Source organism: Candidatus Liberibacter americanus str. Sao Paulo, from assembly GCF_000496595.1.
GTDB lineage: Bacteria > Pseudomonadota > Alphaproteobacteria > Rhizobiales > Rhizobiaceae > Liberibacter > Liberibacter americanus.
The window spans coordinates 463,388-479,286 of sequence record NC_022793.1; the positions used below are offsets into that span (position 1 = coordinate 463,388).

The window sequence follows — 15,899 nt, forward strand, 5'->3', positions numbered from 1 at the left end:
TTTTTGATATTCATTTTTAATGACCCTTTATCTATTGACAAACTTCACATGCAGATTCGTTATCTCCACAAGTAAAAGCAGTATTTTTAGGTATATCTGAAGAAGGATTATTTTCCATAACAGGTACAGCATTTAGTTTACCATCAACTTCTTTTAATGTTGATTTTTCAACATGGGTAGCTGATCTAGAACGTAGATAATAAGTCGTCTTCAATCCTTTAATCCAACATTGACGATAAATAAAATCAATCTTTTTACCACTCGGTTCTGCTATATATAAATTTAATGATTGAGACTGATCGATCCATTTTTGTCTTCTTGAAGCTGCTTCAATAAGCCATATTGGATCAATTTCAAAGGCAGTAGCGTGGAGTTTCTTCAAGTCTTCTGGGATAAGCTCTATATTACCGATACTGCCATCATAATATTTTAAGTCAGAAATCATAGCTTCATCCCAAAGATCTATCTTTTTCAGATCATTTACTAGAATAGAATTTACTACTGTAAAATCTCCAGACATGTTGGATTTTACAAAAAGATTCTGATATGACGGTTCTATAGACTGTGATACGCCGCATATATTTGCAATAGTTGCAGTCGGTGCAATTGCCATACAATTTGAATTTCGCATTCCAACTTTCATTATTCTTTTACGAAGAGATTCCCAATCTAAGTTATAAGATCTATCCATTTCTAATTCATAACGGCATTCTTCTAATATCTTAATGGAATCAATAGGTAAGATACCCTTAGACCATAAAGATCCTTCAAAACTAGGATATTTATTACGCTCCTCTGCCAGATTAGCGGAAGCAGATATGGCCTGGTAAGAAATGAATTCCATGCTTTGATCTGCAAAAATTACAGCTTCTTCACTTGCATAAGGGATACGCATTTCTTGCAATATACTTTGGAAACCCATTAATCCAAGACCAATAGGTCGGTGTTTATAATTAGCATTCTTGGTTTTATCAATAGTATACCAGTTTAGGTCTATAACATTATCAAGCATTCGCACTGCTGTACTGATTGTTTGTTTTAGCTTATCATAGTTAAGTTTTCCTTTAGCATCTAGATGAGCGACTAGATTCAATGATCCAAGATTGCATACAGCTACTTCATCTTTTGATGTATTCAATGTAATTTCTGTACAGAGATTTGAAGAATGTACTACACCAACATGCTGTTGAGGAGATCTGATATTACAAGGATCTTTAAATGTTATCCAAGGATGTCCCGTTTCATATAGCATTGTAATCATTTTACGCCATAAGGTGACGGCAGGAATCTTGCGGAATATTTTTATTTCACCTTGTTCTGCTTTTTTTTCGTAATCTACATAGGCTTTTTCAAAAGGCAATCCATATAAACTATGTAGATTATTAACTTCATCTGGAGAAAATAATGTCCAATTTTCATTATTTTCTACTCTTTTCATAAATAGATCTGGAACCCAGTTAGCGGTATTCATGTCATGAGTACGCCTACGGTCATCTCCGGTATTTTTTCTTAGATCTAGAAATTCTTCGATATCAATATGCCAAGTTTCTAAATATGCACATACTGCACCTTTACGTTTTCCTCCTTGATTAACTGCGACAGCTGTGTCATTTGCAACCTTTAGAAATGGTACTAATCCTTGACTTTTGCCATTAGTACCGTGGATATGCGCTCCGAGAGCACGTACTTGTGTCCAATCGTTGCCAATGCCGCCAGAATATTTAGCAAGGAGAGCATTTTCCTTTATCGATTCAAAAATTCCATCTAAATCATCAGGAACTGTTGTAAGAAAACAGGAAGAAAGTTGTGGCCTATTTGTCCCCGCATTAAAAAGTGTTGGGGTAGAGCACATAAAATAAAAGGAAGAAAGAAGATCGTAGAATTCTATTGCTCTTTTTTCTTTTTCAGCTTCATTTAATGAAAGTCCCATAGCAACACGCATAAAAAACGCCTGAGGCATTTCAAAACGACATCCTTCTGTATGAAGAAAATATCGGTCATAAAGTGTTTGCAATCCAAGATAATCAAAAAAAAGATCTCTTTCAGGGCAAATAGCGTTTGCCAACTTAACCAGATTAAATTGTTCCATGGAAGGATGTAGTAGATCAGAATTAATTCCCTTTTTTATATAATCAACGAAATAATCTTTATATATAAGTTTCATTTCATGATGGGTGGCTTTTTTAGCTATTCCGCAAACAGCTGTTAAAGCCTCACGGCGCAACTTATCTAAAAGCAATCGCGCACTTACCTTGGCGTAGTTTGGCTCTTTTTCAATAAGGACACGTGATGCCATAATAGACGCAAGTTCTATTTCGCTTTCACTAATTCCTTCATATAAATCTTTGTAAATTGCATTTAGCACTTCTTTTGAAGAAACGTCATTTAATCCTTCACAAGCTTCTGTGACTATAGATTCTAATCTGCTAGAATCAAACACTGAAATCGTTCCGTCGTCCATCTTTATTTTTAGATTCAGTGAAAGCGACGCATCACTATTTTCATGCATTCCTGTTCTAATATCAGACCGTTTTTTACGATATAAAACATATGCTCTTGCAATTTTTAGATGATCACTACGCATTAGTGATAATTCTACTTGATCCTGAATCGCTTCAATATGAACAATAGAATTTGAGCTATAGTGGCGTAATAGCCTTGCTACAGTTTGTTTTGTTAGATCCCTTATAATACTTTTAACGCGACTTGAAACAGCTGCCCCTTTTCCTTCCACAGCCACAAATGCTTTCATGATTGCTAAACCGATTTTTAAAGGATCAAATGGTGTTACGGTTCCATTGCGACGAATAACCCGAAATGATGAAATTTCTGGAGGGAAAGAATCATCCAAAAACAGAGAAAAAATCTCGTTTTTAGATTTATCATCGTCATTTGAGATCATGCTTATTCCTCCATCTTTTATTATATTTTTATTTATTAAAATCCAAAAATAATAGGTTTAGGTTACTCCATGTCCTTTCTGGAATCAGAAAGTTTTTGAAAGAAACCTACCTTTTTACTTATTGGTACTTGCGTTAAATTAATAGAAGGGTGCAATTCTCTTGCTTCTTCAATGCTTATTTTTTTAATCTCAGACACTCGATCATCCTTTCCAAATGAAATTTTTAGAATCATTCGTTCAACAACTTTTTCTTTTAAAAAGTTGAGAGGTAGGAGTCGTTCTTTTTTCTGTGATACGTAGTAGAATGTTTGAGGCTCATCTTTTTGTTCAATAGAAACAAAAGATGGTCTTCCTAAAGTTTTGAAAACATGTGTACGAGATGATCCTATTGATATAAGCATGACACGTTTTTCGTCTATTAAAAGGCCGCTAGCCCTTCTGTTTCCAGATATATAATAACAACTAGACAAAAAATTTGCGCATAATATGGCGTATAGAATAATAACAATAACAGAAGTTGATTTTAGTGATCTTAAAAAAGAAACCCAGAAATTAAAAAAATTATCTTTCACTGCTATCTTTAACCTGATTCTACTATTAATCATTCAATTGAATTTATGAATTCATATGCTGATAATTTGATTTATTGAATTATAATCTATAGGCGGATTATGTAGTTTCGTCAACAAAAATACTTATATATCAAGCATTCTATTGTTAAATCCGCTAGTCCTGTTGATATATCCCAGATATAGAAGCAACTAGATATAAAATTTAGGAACAGTATAGTGTATAAAATAATAATAAAAACAACATAAGTTGATTTGAGGGGGCTCAAAAAAGGAACAAAGAAATTAAAAATTATCTTTCACTATTGTCTTTAACCTGATACTTTATTTTTTTATTAACTAATAAGTTGAATTTATGAATTTATCTGATGATAACTTGATGTATTAAATTCTAATTTATAGGCGGATTATGTAGGTCTAATTCTTTCTATCTAATTGCTAATTTATGTTGCTAATAAGGAAATACTATGGGGAAATCTTTAGATATAACCGAAAAATTTTCACGAATTATTAATGTTAAATCGGTTTTTTCTTCTCCAATGAAGATTAAAATAGAAGCTAATAGATTTGATTGTGAGAATTTGGCAAAACAGTGGGAAGTATCTGCAGTAGAGAGTTTGTATGCCGATATTAAGCTTTCTAAGTGGAAAAGAATTGGAGTTCGTGTTGAAGGAACTGTATATGCTAAGATTATACAGGTTTGCGTAATTACATTAGAGCCTTTAACTTCTTATATAGAAGAGTCTTTGGGATGTGTTCTTGTTCCAAATTCTTCAAAATTATTGCTTTCAAATTATAATTGTTCTGGTAAAAATGAGTTTGAGATTAAAGGGGTAGATATTATTGGTTTTGCAGAAGATGGAACAATTGATATTGGTTTTCTTGTTTCTGATTTTGCGGCTTTAGCTATTAATCCATATCCTAAAAAAGAGGGTTCTGTATTTTCGGATATATATAATTGTTATGATAAGTAAAATTAGGATTATTTATTTCAATATCTACCAAATAGATAAAAAATGTTAAAAAATGTTAGCAATAAGTGTCTTACATGATTTAAGATGTTTAAGTGTTTATATTAAATCTGATTAAAAAATCTGATTAAAATAAGGGATATATTTGTAATGCAACGAGATAATACAATTGCTCTTGATCTTATGGGTGGTGATTTAGGTACGCAGGAGCTTGTGTTGGGAGCGTCTAGATTTATTGAGAATAATCCTAATGTAAATTTTATGTTATATGGAGACGAAAAGGTTTGTTTGCCAATATTAAATTCTCATAGAAACTTACAAGAAAAGAGTATTTTTAATCACTGTGATATATCAATTGCCATGGATGAAAGACCAGCAGATGCTTTGCGTAGAGGTCGTAATGTATCTAGTATGTGGCGTGCTATAGAAGCGGTCAAAAAAAATAAAGCAGCATCTATTGTTACAGCTGGTAATACTGGTGCTTTAATTGCTATGTCAAGGTTATGTTTGAGTAAGATCAGTGGTATTGATCGTCCATCTCTTGCTGCATTTTGGCCAACTATTCGAGGTAAATGTGTTATATTAGATGTTGGTGCTAGTATTGGAGCTGTTACTGTGGATCATATGATCCAACTTTCAATTTTAGGGGGAATGTTTGCTCGATCTGTGTTGGGCATAAAAAGGCCTTCTATAGGATTGCTCAATGTTGGAATAGAAGAAATAAAGGGTCATGATGTATTGAAAGAAACATCAAGATTGTTGCGAGATGATAAGTTTGATTCTTTTGAATACAAAGGTTTTATTGAAGCTAATGATATATCTAATGGATTAGTTGATGTTGTTGTGACAGATGGGTTTTCTGGGAATATTGCGATTAAAGCTGCAGAAGGTGCAGCTAAACGTGTAGTAGAAGTTTTTAAGGAGGCTTTGAATAGGAATTTGTGGTCACGAATTGGTTGTTTTTTTATTAATGGTGCTTTGCGAGATGTTAAAGAAGGATTTGATCCACGTAATTTTAATGGGGGAGTTCTTCTAGGGGTTGATGGTCTTGTAGTAAAAGGTCATGGAAGTAGTGATGCTAAGTCTATTTTTAATGTTTTAGATATTGCCATTAACATGTCTAAAAATGATTTTATAAGTATGGTAAAAGTTGATATACAGAAATTTAAGGATAATTCACCTGATATAAGTGACAAAGATATTATCTCTGATAATGGTAATAGATGAAAATGATTCGTTCTATAATAAAAGGATTTGGATCATGTCTTCCAAAGAGGGCATTTTTAAATTCAGAATTAGAAATGCTTACTGATACTTATGACGATTGGATTAAGCGTCGTGTAGGAATAAATCAGCGTTATATTGCGGGTAAAGACGAGACAACTGCTTCTCTCGGAGAGATTGCGGCTCGTGATGCTTTGTCTCATGCAAAGATGGATGTAGCTGATATTGATTTAGTTATTGTGGCTACAACTACTCCTAATCAGACTTTTCCTTCTACAGCTGTTAATATTCAAAATCGTTTGGGAATGAATAATGGTTTTGCATTTGATATTCAGGCTGTTTGCTCTGGTTTTGTTTATGCAATGGTTACGGCGGATTCTTATATACGTTCGGGAGTTGTTCAGCGTGTTATGGTTATAGGGAGTGATACTTTTTCGCGCATAGTTGATTGGTCTGATCGGTCCACTTGTATTTTGTTTGGTGATGGTGCAGGGGCTGTAATACTAGAATCTATGAAGGTTGAAAATGATTATGATGTTGGAATTTTGTCAACGTGTTTACGATCTGATGGTTCACATGGTGATAAGCTGTATGTTGATGGTGGACCTTCTACTTCTGGAACCGTTGGTCATGTGCGTATGAAGGGGAAAGAGGTTTTTAAATATGCGATAGAATCTGCTGTTTCATTGATTGATGATGTTTTTTCATTATCTAATCTAACAATTAAAGATATTGATTGGTTCGTACCTCATCAGGCTAATAGTCGAATTATACATAGCATAGCAGAAAAGGTTAATATCCCTATTAGTAAGGTTATTATTACAGTGGATATGCATGGAAATACTTCTGCTGCTTCTATTCCCCTTGCTCTAGATGTTGCGGTTAAAGATGGGCGTATTAAAAAAGGTGATTGTATTTTATTGCAAGCTATGGGTGGCGGATTTACTTCAGGTGCTGTATTGATACGTTGGTAAATTGATTGTATTAATATTAATGTGTGTGTTATTTGTTTATGTTTTTAAAATTTGTATTTGTGCGAAATATATGGAAATTTTGTTATGAATAAAGCTTTGACCAGAGCGGATTTGGTGAAATCTATCTCAAAAAAATTTGATATTACAATGAAAGATTCTTCTAGTTTTGTTAATATGGTATTTGATGAGATTTGCGATTCTGCTATTCGTGGAGAAAAAGTAAAAATTTCTTCTTTTGCTACTTTTAATGTAAGGGATAAAAAAGCACGTATAGGCAGAGATCCAAAGAGCGGTCAATCATTTGAAATAACTCCTCGTAGAGTTATAACTTTTAAGGCTTCTAATGTTTTAAAAAAAAAAATTATGGATGCATTTGATAAAGATAAACTAAGAGAGTAATGCGTGTTTTGTTAATTATCAAATAAGTAATTAATTAGTTTTTATTTATATTGTTATATGAATTTGTAAATGTTTAATAAGTATTATTTCATCTTTATAATAAGTATTATTTCATCTTTAATTGAAAAATAATATTTTATATGGTCAATTCTTTAGCATTGTCTACTTTATTAGAAAATTTGTGATAGTTTTACATTGGTATTTTCATGATTTGATTTTTCAAAAATAAAAATACATTTTTTTGATATTATTGTTACATATTTTATCGAAAATAATCAATAAAGTTTTCCTAATTAATAGGATGTATAATATTATTTATCTTTCTTAGTAGATATTTTTTATTGTGAAATATTAACTTTTATTGAGTAACTCTACTGATTGTTGTAACAATCATCGTTCGTTTTTTTATAAATTTATATATCAAGAAAACATACTAGTTGTATTTGTATCTGGAAATATATTTTTCCTTTGATTAATTATCGATAATATATTCTTTTAAATAGGGGATATAATAACGTTTCAACTATCTTGATAAAATTATTATTATAAAAAATATTATTGATTATTAAAAAGACAAAAATATACTTCCAGTTGCATACAGATTTTATATTGTATCGCAATTTTAAAGAATATTTTGCAAAACATCCATACAGCAATCCTATCTTTTTAAGGCTGTTATATAATGTTGCAAATGAATACTATCTTTTATTTATAAATAATATTTTTTGGATTATGTGCTCGCTTTTTGAGATGATAAAGCTTCTTGATAGCGTTCAAGAACATAATCCCAGTTAATAAGATTAGAAACAAAACACTCTAGATAATTTCCGCGCTTATTACGGAAATCAAGATAGTAAGCATGCTCCCAAATATCAACGCAGAGTATTGGTATTGCTCCATTTATAAGTGGATTCTCAGCATTTTGGGTTTTTGATATTTCTAACTTATCATTCTTAACTGACAACCATCCCCAGCCAGAACCGAATTGTTTAGAAGCGGCTTCGATAAAATCTGACTTAAATTTTTCATAGCTTCCGAAGTTATCATTAATTACATTACTAAGGGCTTGAGGTAATTTTTCACCTCCGCCATTTTTTTTCATACATAGCCAGAGAAGATTATGATTATAATACTGAGCTGCATTGTTAAAAAGAGATACATTAGATCCATACGACTTTAGTATTATTTCTTCAATTGATAAATCTGACATGTCTGCATCAGATGCGAGCTTTGATGTATTTTCAGCATAAGACTTATGGTGTACGTCATGATGATATTCAAGAGTCTCTCTCGACATATATGGGGATAGATCATCATAACCATATGGTAGATTTGGTAATTTGAAATTCATTTATTATTCTCCAGTTTAATCTCATCCAATTTTAAGAACATTGAGTATACGGACGAACCAAGTTTTAAGCTGTTTTCTTCCTAATTAAATCGATCGTTTTGATAATTTGGTTTATTTTAAATTTGATGATATCATCAATCTATACCATAAATTATAGTATAGGATTAATAGATGCAGGATTATAAATCAAGGTCAAATTCAGAAGAATGGTTGTTGAAACTATCCATTATCTTCACTATATTAATTGCCTCAACTGATTTAATAGTTGGCCTTTTTTCAGGTTCTTTTACCATTGTTTTTGATGGTTTTTACTCATATCTAGATGCGATTATTACATTTCTTTCTTTGTTTGTATCAAAGCTAATATCTAAAGATGCTTTAGAGTCAAATATCAATGGAAGAAGATATTTTCAATTCGGTTTTTGGCATTTAGAGCCTATGGTTTTAGCTTTTAATGCCTTGATGCTTACTTTTGGTATATTATATGCATTGATTAAATCTATTTTTACCATCATGTCAGAAGGTCATGATGTTATTTTTGTTCAAGCTGTAATTTATTCTATGATTGCATCGGTTTTATGTTTCGCGATGGGTATTTATGAAAACAGATGTAATTATGTAATAAAATCTGATTTTATAGCATTGGATGCAAAGTTTTGGATTGCTTCAGGTGTTAATTTAGCAGCTGTTTTCTTTGTTTTTTTATTCGGCATGTTGTTGAAGGATAGTGATTACAATTGGATTACTCCTTATATTGATACTTTTGTATTAATCTCTACTTGTTTATTTATTTTGCCTTCAACGATACGTACAATTAAGCGATCATTATTTGAGGTATTTCAAGTTGCGCCGCTAGATCTTGATCTAGAGGTTAGAAATGCCCTATATCCGATAGTTGATCGGCATGGATTTCTTGATGCTTATACATACGTTACCAAGACAGGTCGTTCTCGTATTATAGAGATACATATTATCGTTCCTTTGAATTATCCTATTAAAGGCGTAGAGTCTCTTGATGCTATAAGAGAGGAAATAGGTGACGTTGTTGGCGGCATTAAAGAGGAGAGATGGCTTACTATTTCATTTACAACGCAAAAGAAATGGGCATTTTAGCATTCAAATGTATTTAATATTAAATATATATTTTATTGTAAATGTTATTGGTTTTGTTCTTTATGAATGTTATTTAGTAAAATAAATCACAGTCAATTGTTGATTTTAAAACTTATTTTATTATATAACTTAATTAAGTTCAATTGCCGTTTTTCCTATGTATCATTTCGTTCTTAATCTCTTTTAGTATTTGTAGATTTAGTAAGCATATATACGTTGACTGTTGCCGTTCCTTGTTCATTTTTATCTACTTTTGCTGGATTTTGCACTAAAATATCGTATTTTAATACATGCTCTGTCTCAAAAGAAAAATCGTGTGTTATTTTTGTTCTATTATAAGTATATGAAAGATATCGAGAAATGTTTATGTCAATTTTTTAAGATTTCTCCAATTCTTCTGAATCTTCATGAAAGTAGAATATCATCTCTTGAATATTTCACATTTCATCTCGGTATTGTTATCTTAATATATTTTTTAGACTAAAGTTGGATAAATAAGATTGGGAAGAAGCATCTAAATCTAAAGAATGTATAAGATGTGCTCATTCATGAGGGGAAAATTTAAAAGTAATAGTAATCGAAATAAGTTAAAGCAGAGCTACTGAAGCTATGAAAATATTCGGCTTGGTCTTACCTTTTTAAAGGATGAGATAAATTATATAAAAATACAGTAAAATCAATATCTTATAATTATACTGGCTCCCCGGGCCGGATTCGAACCGGCGACCTGTCGATTAACAGTCGAATGCTCTACCGCTGAGCTACCAGGGAAAATATCAATAATAACATACAATATAAAATCAACTAATACGAAAGATGAATGTATTTTAGAAAAACAATAACTGCCCTCTAGAATTGCAATAAACATATCATAGTGTCAATAGTTATAATATCATATTTATATGCTTTTGTGTGGATTACATTGTTATTTTTAAGCCTATAATTATTTAATGGTTATAGATGTCATAGAACAAATACTAAAGATCATAATCCATCTTTGTATTAATTATCTTTAAAATAAATTATTTAAACAATTACTTTTTGGCAATTTATTGTTTTAACTTTAGCAGTTTTATATTATGGGCTTCTTATTAATGCCTTTATATATGTGTATCTATATTTGTCTCTTTTTGATACAATAATACAAATGTCAGATAATGATAAAGGTTATACAATTTGTCTGGATGCATTATCCGTAATGATATAGAATAAATCGTAAGAATAAATTAAAAGCATAGATATAAAACATAAAATTTTTTAATACTTCAATATTATATATTGATGAATTCTGTAATTTAATTTTGCTTCTGGGCTTCAAGGATGGTGTGATAAGGCATACTTGTCTTAGATATGCTTGATAGTTAAAGATAACTAAATTGCCCTATGGCATAGAAGTAAATGTTGATAATGAACCTTCATATACATATATATCCCATACAATTAACATATATAGATAGCCTATACAATTAACAATTATGATCAAGGTTTTGGTATAAAAATAAAGTTCCTAGAATATTATGAAAAAATTAAAAAGTGAAAAACTATTTAATTTATGTTATTGACGGTAAATTGGAAATTGGATGTTGATTAATGCATATAACAGTTTTGCCCATATGTTGTTATGGATCTTAATAATATCTTATCCATTGACAATTGAATAAATCTCAAGAGGTTAGATGGATGTAATTATCTATAAACTAAAGTATCATAACTTTAGTTTACAGAACAAACTACGTTGCCTTTAAAACTTATATTAGGATCTCTTGAGCCTAGAATAAAAGATATTTATCTTCTGAAAAATAATTTTAATTAATTTAGTGATTTGATTTGAAGCAAAGCGACACCAATAAGCCTCCTGTAATTAAAAAAGATAAAAATATTGCTTAAATGTTTTTGTGTGAAAAATAATTTTTGTAGGTTCGATTAAAGAAAATGATAAAATTGACCTATTTATTAAAATTGAGAATGATATCGGATTTAGTGTTAATTGCCAAACCATTGCATAAATATCAATAAATGAGATGCAAGAATTCACTTGTGTATTTGCAGTAATTTTAGATAATAGACTTTATAACGTTAATAAAGAAATACCATGAATATAGTATATAATCTTGGATATATCATTTTGAAAATATTATGGGCATATGATCGCAAGCCCAGAAGTATATAATGCCTTTATCAAACCATTTTCGGAAGATGAATCAAAAATTTGGCTTATTATTAGTAAATATCTTTAGGATAAATTCGCCTCTTTAGCAGATATAATTTATTGGTTACAAGAGTTTATAAACTAGTGCCTAAGAAAAATATATGTCTTATCATAGAAGTTATCATCTCTTTAAATCTTTGTAATTGAAAGTCAAAAATACATATCTAAATAGCAACATAGTGTTAGAAAATATGTCTTAAAAATTCAATCTGTTTTTGGTAAATAATTGATTTTATATCAAAGTATCTAACCTTTTTCTTTTATTTTGGCCTTTCAAGTGATTAACATTTTCGAGAACAACAATTTTTTATTTTTTTATAGTATAAAATGCATTTAATGTCTAAAAATAAAGATCTTCTCTTATCAGTATCATAAAAGTCGTTCTTTAGTCCCATTTTAGCACAATGCACTGCCATCCTGCCAATAAAATTTATTTATCTGGAATATCTTGTTCATTAATTTTGATTATATCTATAAAAATAGGATTATCGGAAAAATTTTCCTGATAGGTAATTTAAAATTATTAATTTCATAAAAAAACACGAATTGTAGTTTCTTATTACCATTATTAAATGTTTGTTCTAGATATAATATAATCACTCCATACCATAAAATGAATCAATTTTTTTTAGCATTATTTGTCCAGTAATTAAATATCCCTGGAATAACTACGGAAAAATATTATTCAAAACTAATTAGATTTAGTTATGAATAATCATATACTTATAATTGGTTTAGTTGGGGTATTTTGAATGGTCTATTTTAGAATTGGGATGTAATTAAAGGATTAGTGATAATTAGAGTACTAAAAGCTATATAATATCAAGATATAATATATATTAGATACTAAAATATTCTCAAGCCAAAACAAGTCGTGAGAATATTTTAAAATACGGTATTAGCAATTGCTTATAAATTTAGATATATTAAGAAATATTATCGCCTATTTTTAGAAGAAGAACTTTCTCCACGTTCGCTTAATTTTTGTCTTAATCTTTCATTTTCTAGCTCTAATTCTCTTATAGCTCTCTGCCGTATTTGTATTGCTTCTATCATTCTTCTGTTCTCTTCAGCTATTCTAATTCTTCGCTCTTCATTTCTTCTTGCATTAATTATCTCTTGCCTCATCTCTTCTTCTGCTCGTGATATTTCTGAATTTTGTCTATTTGTATTACCCATATCAGCTAATGAATATGGAACAACCGCTATCAAATTTAAAATAATATATGATATAATTCTACGCATCTTTTGCTACCTAAATTTATATTGTTTCGCTAAATTTGTATTATCATTAAATATTACATACATCTAATAACTGTATCAATACTATTTTTCTCTTATTTTAATCAATATTTTAAATCTTAATTTGTTAAAATTAATTATGTATATGTCTAAAGTTCCACAACTTTTAATATCTATCATTAAACGATTTGAAGGTTTTATTTTAATTTAATATCGTTGTTCTGATGAGTTTTTGGGCTATAGTTTATTTTGAAATGATCATGTGGATACTCAATGGTGCGCTATATACACTTATTATGATATTTTTATCGGGAGTTTTTATAATTTAGAAAGTTTTAAAGGTGGTTTGAATTTAGGACTATTTTTTATGAAAAAATTAGTTACTGATGGACAATAATAGGAGGCGAATGATATAGACTTTTTCTAGTAAATAAAGTTCTTATTAGACTTGTTTTTTCTAAAATGCCAAATATATGAACAACTTCAATATAAAATAAATTTTATTGCTGCATCTCTCACAAGGGTAAATTATGAAAAGGGATTTATCACCTTTGCTCCTTCCAATAAATTGAAGATAAATATTTAGGTCTTGCGTGTTCTTTGATTAGGTGATCTTTAGCGCGTGATAGTTTTTATTCAGATGACTCAACTGTTTTTTCTGCACAATATTCTATATCTTCAGAGTTAAGAGGATTGCTATTTTCATCTTTTGGAATCTCTTTAGAAACTTTAATTAATAGATATTTTAGGACTTCTTTAGATTAAAAGATTTGTTGATTTGCTTCAAATGTTTTTATTTCTGCATATGCTAGCATTATTTATTCTAACGTATCATCTTCCAATTGTTAGTATTCTCTGATCTTCTAATGATTTTGATTTTGTTTCAGTATCTATAACTTTTAGTTGTTGTTGATTATTATCTTTTTTAAAAATATTTTCCCAGCTCATCTAGAAAGTTTTTCTCAAAATCTTCTTTTTATTTCCAAAATATTTTTTAAAGTCCTCTATCAGTAATTCCTTAGCCTTATTTTCTTTTCCATCATATAAATAAAGCGATTTTTACATCTTTAGATTTTTAAAAATATTTTTTCAACTTATCTAGAATAGCTTTATCAAACTAATCTTCATTTTTTCCAGAGGCTTTTTAAGACCTATATCAGTCATGCCTCAGATTTATGTGCTTTTTCATCATCTAAATACTAGTTTTTACATCTTCCGAGATATCACATCTGAATAAAAACTCTGTAGATACAATAGGGCGATTAATGATATTTTCTTAAATATTTGCAATATCAGTTATTTGCACTTTATTATAGAATATTTAACTAAAAAATATCACCTATCTTCTAAAAATAGACTATTAATTGTGGAAACAATTCAATATATTTTAGTATATTTTTAATAATATTGATTGTTTAGAAAACTATGGCTTAATCTTACCTTTCAAAAGGTAGGAGTAAAATTATGAAAAGATTGTAAGATCAATGAGTTGTAATTTATCTGGAGGCCTCGCCCGGAATCGAACCGGGTTAGAAGGATTTGCAGTCCTCTGCGTAACCAGTCTGCCACGAGGCCAATAATACTAGCAAGTATATTCATAATTTATATGTTAATTTGCAAAAAATATGTTTTTACAAATAACTTATATAAAGACCTGAAAAGACAGTAACAGCAAATATTTTTTCTAGCAAGAAAAAATTTGTTAATTATATTATAGTCAATATTATCAAGTTGTGATTTCAATTATCAAATAATTACAACTAAATATCTCAAATATTAAATTAAAATCAGATTATCATAAAAACACAAATTTGTAATAATTGGCATCTTTGAACTGATCATTTATACTAATTTTAATTGATTTTTATAAATTTTAATCATCTTTTTATTGTTTTTATGTATAAAAATTGTGCTATTATGATTTTTTGTTAAGATATTGTTAATATTTAGGTTTATTTTTGAAATTAATTTTTATATAAAGGATGTAGCTTCGTGTGTGATTAATACCTTATAAGGTGGTATTAAAATGTTTTTGTTCTTTGCGTATGGATATAGTATTTAAACGAAATTATTTATAAATTTCTAATTGATGAGGTTTCCTTTAATTGCTGATGTTTTATATGTTTTTTCGTCATGTAGTTTCATGCTCTTTGATATTCGGGATAAAAGTTTGAGCTAAGAGTGCATATTAGATTTTAAAGAAAAGGGGGAAAAATGGCCCATTCAAATGCTGTATACGAACCTTCTATGGAAGAAATAGTTGCTTCCATTCGTCGTATAATTGAGAATAATGATCAAGATATAGATGTTTCTGATAGTGTTAATACTAAATCTCAAGAGTTAAGAGAAAATGCTGATGAAAGAGATTATATCTCTAAAGATAGCAAAAATTCATCGAATTTATTTTCTGAAAAAGGTTATCTCCTTGGTGATTCTAATACAGATAATACTAAAGAAGTACTTTCTTTATCTGATGTTGCCGCTCGTGTTCGTTCTGAGGTGCAAAATAATAATTTTTATGGTAGACAGCCTGCTTCTGCTGATGCTTCGAAGATAGATATGAAGCCTTTCTCTGATGATTTAGTTGAGCATAATAAGGTTAATGATACATCATTAGGTGATTTTATTCCCTCTGATTCTGATTTATTAGCTACTCGTGCAGATGGTTCTTTGGCTGATAATATTGGATTATCTAATAATCGTAACGATAAAGAAGAAAACATGCTGATTTCTCCTGATACAGATAATCGTGTGTCTTATTCTTTTGATCAATTAGTTAAGGCTCTGAGGGAATCAGATAGTCATTCTCTTGATCAAATCTCTGCTGATTTATTACGCCCGATGTTGCGTGAGTGGTTAGATGATAATTTGCCAAGTATGGTTGAAAAGCTTATAAGAGAGGAAATAGCAAGAATAGCTCGAGGTTCTACTCGTCGTTGATATTT

General features: G+C 29.7%; 10 protein-coding genes and 2 tRNA genes. 6 read left to right on the forward strand and 6 right to left on the reverse strand.

What is annotated here, in order from left to right; genetic code table 11:
* Window positions 1–31: 31 nt before the first annotated feature.
* Together LAM_RS02005 and bamE are read right to left on the reverse strand one after the other, a co-directional pair.
* Window positions 32–2,902, reverse strand: a complete 2,871-nt coding sequence (locus tag LAM_RS02005) for a ribonucleoside-diphosphate reductase subunit alpha (RefSeq protein WP_007557167.1) — start codon at window positions 2,900–2,902, stop codon at window positions 32–34.
* 62 nt (window positions 2,903–2,964) lie between these two features.
* Entirely contained in the window at window positions 2,965–3,474 is a 510-nt protein-coding gene (bamE, locus tag LAM_RS02010) for an outer membrane protein assembly factor BamE domain-containing protein (protein WP_007557168.1), read from the reverse strand.
* A 464-nt stretch (window positions 3,475–3,938) separates the two neighbouring features.
* On the opposite strand from bamE, the gene LAM_RS02015 reads away from it, so the two are divergent.
* The 4 genes from LAM_RS02015 (at window position 3,939) to LAM_RS02030 (ending at window position 7,039) form a co-directional block, all read left to right on the forward strand.
* Entirely contained in the window at window positions 3,939–4,445 is a 507-nt protein-coding gene (locus LAM_RS02015; RefSeq protein WP_007557169.1) for a DUF177 domain-containing protein, read from the forward strand.
* A 147-nt stretch (window positions 4,446–4,592) separates the two neighbouring features.
* A complete protein-coding gene (gene plsX, locus LAM_RS02020) occupies window positions 4,593–5,669 on the forward strand; it encodes a phosphate acyltransferase PlsX (RefSeq protein WP_007557170.1) in 1,077 nt (358 codons plus the stop codon).
* 2 nt (window positions 5,670–5,671) lie between these two features.
* Window positions 5,672–6,640, forward strand: a complete 969-nt coding sequence (locus LAM_RS02025) for a beta-ketoacyl-ACP synthase III (RefSeq protein WP_007557171.1) — start codon at window positions 5,672–5,674, stop codon at window positions 6,638–6,640.
* An 84-nt stretch (window positions 6,641–6,724) separates the two neighbouring features.
* Window positions 6,725–7,039, forward strand: coding sequence for an integration host factor subunit alpha (locus LAM_RS02030; RefSeq protein ID WP_007557172.1), 315 nt, complete (start codon window positions 6,725–6,727; stop codon window positions 7,037–7,039).
* Window positions 7,040–7,769: 730 nt separating this feature from the next.
* Here the strand turns inward: LAM_RS02030 and LAM_RS02035 are convergent.
* Window positions 7,770–8,390 carry a superoxide dismutase gene (locus LAM_RS02035; protein ID WP_007557173.1) on the reverse strand — a complete coding sequence of 207 codons (621 nt, stop codon included), beginning with the start codon at window positions 8,388–8,390 and terminating at the stop codon, window positions 7,770–7,772.
* A 171-nt stretch (window positions 8,391–8,561) separates the two neighbouring features.
* On the opposite strand from LAM_RS02035, the gene LAM_RS02040 reads away from it, so the two are divergent.
* Window positions 8,562–9,503 carry a cation diffusion facilitator family transporter gene (locus LAM_RS02040; RefSeq protein ID WP_007557174.1) on the forward strand — a complete coding sequence of 314 codons (942 nt, stop codon included), beginning with the start codon at window positions 8,562–8,564 and terminating at the stop codon, window positions 9,501–9,503.
* Between the two features lie 696 nt (window positions 9,504–10,199).
* Here LAM_RS02040 and LAM_RS02045 read toward each other — a convergent pair.
* The 3 genes from LAM_RS02045 to LAM_RS02055 form a co-directional block, all read right to left on the reverse strand.
* Window positions 10,200–10,274, reverse strand: a tRNA-Asn gene (locus LAM_RS02045).
* A 2,374-nt stretch (window positions 10,275–12,648) separates the two neighbouring features.
* Entirely contained in the window at window positions 12,649–12,957 is a 309-nt protein-coding gene (locus tag LAM_RS02050) for a hypothetical protein (protein WP_007557175.1), read from the reverse strand.
* A 1,498-nt stretch (window positions 12,958–14,455) separates the two neighbouring features.
* A tRNA-Cys gene (locus LAM_RS02055) sits at window positions 14,456–14,529 on the reverse strand.
* A gap of 639 nt (window positions 14,530–15,168) precedes the next feature.
* On the opposite strand from LAM_RS02055, the gene LAM_RS05565 reads away from it, so the two are divergent.
* Entirely contained in the window at window positions 15,169–15,894 is a 726-nt protein-coding gene (locus LAM_RS05565) for a PopZ family protein (protein ID WP_007557176.1), read from the forward strand.
* Window positions 15,895–15,899 lie beyond the last annotated feature (5 nt).

Bases quoted from the DNA above. Each gene is read 5' to 3' on its own strand.
- LAM_RS02005 (WP_007557167.1), bottom strand. From the start codon at position 2,902: ATGATCTCAAATGACGATGATAAATCTAAAAACGAGATTTTTTCTCTG.
- LAM_RS02015 (WP_007557169.1), top strand. From the start codon at position 3,939: ATGGGGAAATCTTTAGATATAACCGAAAAATTTTCACGAATTATTAAT.
- plsX (WP_007557170.1), top strand. From the start codon at position 4,593: ATGCAACGAGATAATACAATTGCTCTTGATCTTATGGGTGGTGATTTA.
- LAM_RS02025 (WP_007557171.1), top strand. From the start codon at position 5,672: ATGATTCGTTCTATAATAAAAGGATTTGGATCATGTCTTCCAAAGAGG.
- LAM_RS02030 (WP_007557172.1), top strand. From the start codon at position 6,725: ATGAATAAAGCTTTGACCAGAGCGGATTTGGTGAAATCTATCTCAAAA.
- LAM_RS02035 (WP_007557173.1), bottom strand. From the start codon at position 8,390: ATGAATTTCAAATTACCAAATCTACCATATGGTTATGATGATCTATCC.
- LAM_RS02040 (WP_007557174.1), top strand. From the start codon at position 8,562: ATGCAGGATTATAAATCAAGGTCAAATTCAGAAGAATGGTTGTTGAAA.
- LAM_RS02050 (WP_007557175.1), bottom strand. From the start codon at position 12,957: ATGCGTAGAATTATATCATATATTATTTTAAATTTGATAGCGGTTGTT.
- LAM_RS05565 (WP_007557176.1), top strand. From the start codon at position 15,169: ATGGCCCATTCAAATGCTGTATACGAACCTTCTATGGAAGAAATAGTT.